At 58.3% G+C, this 6,493-nt stretch carries 6 protein-coding genes; 1 reads left to right on the top strand and 5 read right to left on the bottom strand.

Annotated elements, in window-relative coordinates; translation table 11 throughout:
* Nucleotides 1-225, bottom strand: a 225-nt coding sequence (locus FN369_RS07940) for a zinc ribbon domain-containing protein (protein WP_142525633.1), incomplete at its 3' end; no start/stop codon positions are given.
* Nucleotides 226-339: 114 nt separating this feature from the next.
* On the opposite strand from FN369_RS07940, the gene FN369_RS07945 reads away from it, so the two are divergent.
* Complete coding sequence (locus tag FN369_RS07945; RefSeq protein ID WP_178087752.1) at nucleotides 340-780, top strand: P-II family nitrogen regulator; 441 nt, start codon at nucleotides 340-342, stop codon at nucleotides 778-780.
* Here the strand turns inward: FN369_RS07945 and FN369_RS07950 are convergent.
* The 4 genes from FN369_RS07950 to FN369_RS07965 form a co-directional block, all read right to left on the bottom strand.
* On the bottom strand, nucleotides 772-1,305 hold the full coding sequence (locus tag FN369_RS07950; protein WP_178087753.1) for an isochorismatase family protein: 534 nt from the start codon (nucleotides 1,303-1,305) through the stop codon (nucleotides 772-774). The two genes, FN369_RS07945 and FN369_RS07950, sit on opposite strands and share 9 nt — an antisense overlap.
* Nucleotides 1,306-1,366: 61 nt before the next feature.
* Nucleotides 1,367-2,689: a diaminopimelate decarboxylase gene (gene lysA / locus FN369_RS07955; RefSeq protein WP_142525636.1), complete on the bottom strand. Its 1,323-nt coding sequence runs from the start codon at nucleotides 2,687-2,689 to the stop codon at nucleotides 1,367-1,369.
* Nucleotides 2,690-2,693: 4 nt separating this feature from the next.
* Nucleotides 2,694-3,755: a ribonucleotide-diphosphate reductase subunit beta gene (locus tag FN369_RS07960; protein WP_142525637.1), complete on the bottom strand. Its 1,062-nt coding sequence runs from the start codon at nucleotides 3,753-3,755 to the stop codon at nucleotides 2,694-2,696.
* Between the two features lie 120 nt (nucleotides 3,756-3,875).
* A partial coding sequence (locus FN369_RS07965; RefSeq protein ID WP_142525638.1) for a ribonucleoside-diphosphate reductase subunit alpha occupies nucleotides 3,876-6,493 on the bottom strand: 2,618 nt, incomplete at its 5' end.

Genomic DNA, 6,493 nt, shown 5'->3' on the forward strand with positions numbered 1-6,493 from the left:
GCAGCCGCAGCCGCCATGCCCGCAACCGCAGGAGGAAGGCGGAGCGGCGGAGGCTCCCTTCCGGGTCGTCTGAATCCCCGCTCCCCCTGCAATGATGCGACGTAGCGGCTCCCCGCTCTCGGGATGGCGCGTCAGTGCCGGAGCTCCGATTGGTTGCCGGATTTCGTAAATCTTGGGCTCTTCGCCCTCTCGGGTAGGAACCGTTTCGTAAAGATAGGTAATCATGGGAAACACAACTCTCGTGTCTCTATATCTGCCGCAGAATCGATCTCTGCGCAAGTCGGCGATCTTTCGTCGCCGCTGCTGGAGTGGCACGCAAGGTGCTTGCCTGATAGAGGCATGAGGGATTCGTTGACGGTACCCGACCCACTCCCCTCGATCGCCCTCTTCCAAAAGGTGGAGGCGATCGTTCCGCGGTTTTGTCTCGGCACCCTTCGCGAAGCCCTTGCCGATCGCGGCATACGAGACGCCTTGGTCAGCCGAGTAAAACGGTTCGACCAAGCACCGCAAGAGACCGAACAGTACCTCGGCAACGAGTATCTCCCCGATTTTTTGCCGCAAACCAAAATCGAGCTGGTCGTCCCGACCGAGATGGTGTCTACCGCGGTAAACACGATTCTCCGGCAGGCGCGTATCCGCGAATCCACGAATCAAGTCGTCCTCAGTCCCATCCTGAACGTGATTTCGATCGATCCGCAGCAGCAGACGCAGCAGAAATCGGCAGGAATTGCGGACGATCTCCCGAAAAATCGAACGGAGTCGATGCGCTCGCTACGATGAAGCGGAAAGCAGCCGGTCCAAATAGGGTTCCGCCGTTTCCGCCGCCAGCTCGCAAAGGAGCGCCTCCATTGAGGTAACCACGATTCGGTCTTGCCGCATCTCGTCGAGGGCGATCTGATGATCCGCGGGGTTGCGGGAGCCGACCGCGTCCGCCGCCACATAGATCGCATGTCCTCCTTCCCGGAAATCGTAGACCGTCTGCCGGATCGCCGCATGAGTCTCCATTCCGACAACGAGCAGAAATTGCGGCAGATCCTTCGGCAAAACGGAGCCCGCGGAGATCGAATTCCGGGCAAACCTCGGCTCGTTGTCCCCCGGCCTCCAAAGAAGGCGCGAGGAAATCGGACCGAGCCTGTCCGGAGCCAGCTCCGTAAAGTGAACCGGAATCGCCAATCGTTTCCCAATGTCGAGGAGACGATCGATCTTGGCGAGGATCGTCTCGGCGCCGGCAACCGCCGAAACCAGTTGTTCCTGAACATCCACTATGATAATAGCGGCCTTCCGGCCATCGATTCGCCAGCTCATCCCCTCTCCTTCCGACCCCTTTGGTCTCCCGTTGAGTTTTTGCTTCCGTTCGCTCGGCCTCTCATCCTTCCGCTCCTCTCTCAGGATCGGTCGCTCGGTCGTCTTCTCCGATCTGCTCTCCCCGAACGAGATCCTCATAGCTCTCCCGACGGCGGATCAATCGATGATCCGTTCCTTCGACCAGAACCTCGGCGGGCCTCGGCCGCGAGTTGTACTGAGATGCCATGGAGAAGCCGTAGGCTCCGGCGCTGAAAATCGCCAGCAGATCTCCGGGTTCCACCCACGGCAGCCGCCGCGAGCTGGCAAAACAGTCGCCCGACTCGCAAACCGGACCGACGACATCCCCTTCGATCGATTCTCCCGCCCGACGGGCAACCGGTACGATCTGGTGAAAGGAGCCGTAGAGCGCGGGCCGGATGAGGTCGTTCATCCCTGCGTCGACGATTACGAACTTTTTCTGCGGCCGATCCTTCCGGTAGAGAACTCTCGTGAGGAGAATTCCTGCGTTCCCGACGAGCAGCCTGCCAGGCTCGACGACGATGCGGAGCTTGAGAGGCTCCAGCAGGGGGCGCAAGCGCTGCGCATAGCGAGCGGGCGTTGCCCATTGCGCCTTGCTTTCCCACCAGCCGGGATCGCCGCTCTGTAATGCCTCCTCGTAGGCGATCCCCAATCCTCCCCCGATGTCGAAGAACTCGGCGCCGAATCGATCGCGCGCAATCTCCACCAAGGGAATCACTCTGCGGACCGCTTCCTCAAAAGGCTCTACGTCCCGGATCTGGGATCCGATATGGATCTGAATTCCCCGCAGAAAGAGGTTGGGAAAAAGGGCGAGCTGCCGATAGAGCTCCTCGATTTCTTCCGCCGCAATGCCGAATTTGCTCTCCGCGATGCCCGTCTTGACTTTCGCATGGGTTTGGGCACCGACATCCGGATTCACACGAAGGGCCACGGGTGCCCGCTTTCCCAAGCGAGCCGCCACCCGCTCGATGGCAGCGAGCTCCTCCCGGCTCTCGACGATAAAACTGTAAATGCCCGCTTCCAGCGCTTCCGTGATCTCTTGGGAGGTCTTGGCCACTCCGGCAAAGGTACAGAGAGCAGGATCGCCCCCCGCTCGGAGCACTCGATAGAGCTCTCCGCCGCTCACCAAATCGAAGCCGCAGCCTCGGGAGGCGAGGAGCCGAAGAACCGACAAGTTGGAGTTGGCTTTTACCGCGTAGCAGACGAGGGGATGTAACTCCCGCAGGGAGGAAACCAGTCGATCATAATGATCGACGATGGTGCCCGCCGAGTAGACGTAAAGAGGAGTTCCGTATCTCTCGGCCAACCGGGCGGCCTCGACTTCTTCGACGAAAAGCGCGTCTCCGCGATAGCGAAAGCGATGCATGAGGCTACCACTGAAGAAGCGCGCCGTGCTGGTATTCGGTCACCCGCGTCTCGAAGAAGTTCTTTTCCTTGAGGAGATCCATGGTTTCGCTCATCCAAGGGAAAGGATTGCGCGATCCATATCGTGCCTTCAAGCCGATCCGCTCCAACCTCCGATCTCCGATATACTGAACGTACTCTCGGAAAAGGTCGGCGTTCAACCCCAGGATCCCGCTCGGCAGGCAATCCTGCGCATAGAGATATTCGAGCTCCACCGCCTGCGCGATCATTTCGCCGAGCTCCTCTTGAAAGGCCGGCGTCCAGACGGTCGGGTTTTCTTCCTTGATTCCGTTGATCAAATCGATGCCGAAGTTCAAATGGATCGTCTCATCCCGCAGAATGTATTGAAACTGCTCGCCGATGCCGGTCATCCGATTCTGTCGATGAAAGGAGAGAATCATGACAAATCCGCTGTAGAAAAAGATTCCCTCCATGATGACATAGAAGCCGACGAGATTCTTGAGAAACCGCTGAATTCCGGCTTCGGTTTCCGTCGTGAAGCCTTCCCGGAGAATATCTTCGGTCAAGGTCATCTCGAAAGCGTCCTTGTTCCGGATCGAGTTGACCTCGTGGTACATGTTGAACACTTCACGCTCGTCGAGAGCCAAGCTCTCGACGATATACAAAAAGGCGTGCGTGTGCACGGCCTCCTCGAAAGCCTGGCGCAAGAGATATTGCCGCGCCTCCGGATTGGTGATGTGCTTGAAGATCGCCAAGACGATGTTGTTGCCGACGAGGCTCTCCCCGGTCGCGAAGAATCCGAGGTTCCTCATGATAACCCGACGCTCGTCGGGGCTCAATTTGTCGGATTTCCAAAGCTCGATGTCTCTCTGCATCGGAACTTCCGATGGGAGCCAATTATTCGCGCATCCGTTCAGGTAATGTTCCCAGGCCCACTTATACTTCAAGGGCATGAGCTGGTTGACATCCACCGTCCGGCAGTTGATCAGCCGTTTGTCCTTCGCATTGATTCTTTTGGTGAGGTCGTAGCGTTGGAATCCCGTTTCCGAGGAATTGCAGCAGGACATGGTTTCTCCTTTGGTCAGGTTTTTTGATCGGATCCAATCAGGATCGCTTCGCGGGCGGCTTCGAATGCCCCTTCGGGGAATCTCCCGTGGCTTTTTTCCCCGGCCGCATGCGCGATTCGATCATTGGCAACTCTCGCATTCCGGATTGTCGAGCGAGCAAGCCCGACCGTTTCGTTCCACCTCCACTCGATCGACGCGCACACGGGAAGACGGACTGACGCTTTTCATCCACCGCGGCTGCAATCCCCTCGCATTGATATCCAAGGTCGACTTTTCGACGGAGGTCGCCGCCACCGCCCGCAGGTAGTAGGTTGTCTTGAGACCCTTGCGCCAAGCCAAGAGATACATGTCGGAAAGCTTCTTCCCGTTCGGCTCCGCGATATAGAGGTTGAGCGATTGCGCCATGTCGATCCACTTCTGGCGGCGGCTCGCGCACTCGATCAGCCATTTCGGATCGATTTCGAAGGCGGTAAGATATCTCTCCTTGATCTCCCGAGGAATTCGTTCGATCGCAAGAACGGAACCATCGTAAAACTTGAGATCGTCCACCATCTCCTCATCCCATAGGCCAGCCCGTTTCAAATCTTCCACGAGATAACTATTGATCGTCGTAAAGTCGCCCGACAGGTTCGACTTCACGAAGAGATTCTTGTAAGTCGGTTCGATCGATTGAGACACTCCGCTGATATTCGATATCGTGGCGGTCGGGGCGATCGCGAGCAGATTGCTGTTCCGTAACCCATACTTGCGAATCGCCTGTCGGACCTCGTCCCAATTTTTCCTCATCGTCCGGTCGACGTCGAGATCCCCGCCTCGCTCCTCTTCGAGCAGGGAGAGGGTGTCGATCGGCAAGAGACCTCGATCCCATTTGGAGCCACGGAAAGTCGAATAGGCTCCTCGCTCCCTTGCCAACTCGGCGGAGGCAAGAAGGGCGTGGTAAGCGATCGTTTCCATCGTCCGATCCGCGAATTCCACCGCTTCCTGGCTTCCATAAGAGAGCTTCAGAAGATAGAGCGCATCTTGAAAGCCCATCATGCCTAAGCCGACCGGACGATGGCGCAAATTGGCATTTCTTGCCGCCGGGGTGGGGTAAAAATTGATATCGACCACGTTGTCGAGCATGCGGACCGCTACCCGAATCGTCTTCGCGAGCCGCGCTTCCTCAAGCTCTCCGTCCTTCACATGAGCGGCAAGATTGATCGAACCCAGGTTGCAGACGGCGGTTTCGTCCGAAGAGGTATTTAAGGTGATCTCGGTGCAGAGGTTGGAGTTGTGGATGACGCCAACATGGTCCTGGGGAGATCGGATATTGGATGGATCCTTGAACGTAATCCACGGGTGGCCGGTCTCGAAAAGCATCGTGAGCATCTTCCGCCAGAGGGCCGTCGCCGGCACTCGCCGGAAGTTCCGGATTTCCCCCCGGTCCGCCATCGCCTCATACTCGCAGTAACGCCGCTCGAAGGCCCTGCCGTAGAGGTCGTGGAGATCGGGCACGTCGCTGGGACTGAAGAGCGTCCAATTTCCTCCTTCTATGACCCGCTTCATGAAGAGATCGGGAATCCAATTGGCCGTATTCATGTCGGGCGTCCGCCGCCTCTCATCTCCCGTGTTCCTTCGGAGCTCGAGAAAGTCCTCAATGTCGAGATGCCAAGTTTCGAGGTAGGCGCAAAGCGCCCCTTTCCTCTTCCCACCCTGGTTGACGGCGACCGCGGTGTCGTTCGCCACCTTCAAAAAGGGAATGACCCCTTGGCTCCGGCCGTTCGTTCCCCGAATCAAGGAGCCGGTGGCTCGGACATTGGTCCAATCGTTTCCCAAGCCGCCGGCCCATTTCGAAAGCCGGGCATTATCCGAGATGACCTGAAAGATCCCGTCGAGATCGTCGGAGACGGTGAGCAAATAGCAGGAGGAGAGCTGCGGATGGAGGGTCCCCGAATTAAAGAGGGTCGGAGTCGAGGAGAGGAACGAAAAAGAGGAGAGAAGCTCATAAAACTCGATCGCGTGGGCCTCGCGATTCTCCTTCTCGGCGAGCGCCAACCCCATCGCCACCCGCATCCAAAAATATTGCGGGGTTTCGATTCTCCGATCTTCGTGATGGAGAAGATACCGATCGTAGACCGTCTGCAGCCCCATGTACGTGAAGTCCCGATCCCTCTCGAACCGGAGTGCGTCGGCGAGCTTCTCGAGATCGAACCGCAACAAGTCGGGCGAAAGGCGGCCGACCTCGACTCCATATCGCAGAGAGATCGGGAAGAAGTTTCTATGGACCGTCTCCAGCTCTTCCCGGCCCCGGATCTCAGGGAGTACTTCTCGGTAGAGCTTTGCCAGCAAGATTCTCGCCGCCACGTAGGTATACGCCGGCTCCCTTTCCACGCGTGAGCGTGCGGCAAGAATCATCGCCTGATCGATCTCGTCCTCGCTCACTCCGTCGTAAAGGCTCCGCAGAGTCTCTTCGGCCAAGCTCCTCCAGGAGCAGCGCTCCTCGAGCCCACGGCAGGCCTCCTCCAATTCCCGTCCGAGACCTTCCGGATCCAACGGAACTCGCTCACCGCATCGAAGCACGAAGGAGAGCGAGAGGCCGCCCGATCGAGTCGCCGCTCGCAACGTCCGAGCCCGGCGGCGCTCCGCCCTGTAGAGGATATAACGGCGGGCGACCGAATGGTGCCCCGCTTCCATGAGAGCCGTCTCCACCCAATCCTGAATCCGCTCGACTTCGAGAGCCTCTCCGGCGACGGCCGCCC

Origin of the sequence: Methylacidimicrobium cyclopophantes (assembly GCF_902143385.2) — a bacterium.
Classification (GTDB): domain Bacteria; phylum Verrucomicrobiota; class Verrucomicrobiia; order Methylacidiphilales; family Methylacidiphilaceae; genus Methylacidimicrobium; species Methylacidimicrobium cyclopophantes.

Bases quoted from the DNA above. Each gene is read 5' to 3' on its own strand.
- FN369_RS07960 (WP_142525637.1), bottom strand. From the start codon at position 3,755: ATGTCCTGCTGCAATTCCTCGGAAACGGGATTCCAACGCTACGACCTC.
- lysA (WP_142525636.1), bottom strand. From the start codon at position 2,689: ATGCATCGCTTTCGCTATCGCGGAGACGCGCTTTTCGTCGAAGAAGTC.
- FN369_RS07950 (WP_178087753.1), bottom strand. From the start codon at position 1,305: ATGAGCTGGCGAATCGATGGCCGGAAGGCCGCTATTATCATAGTGGAT.
- FN369_RS07945 (WP_178087752.1), top strand. From the start codon at position 340: ATGAGGGATTCGTTGACGGTACCCGACCCACTCCCCTCGATCGCCCTC.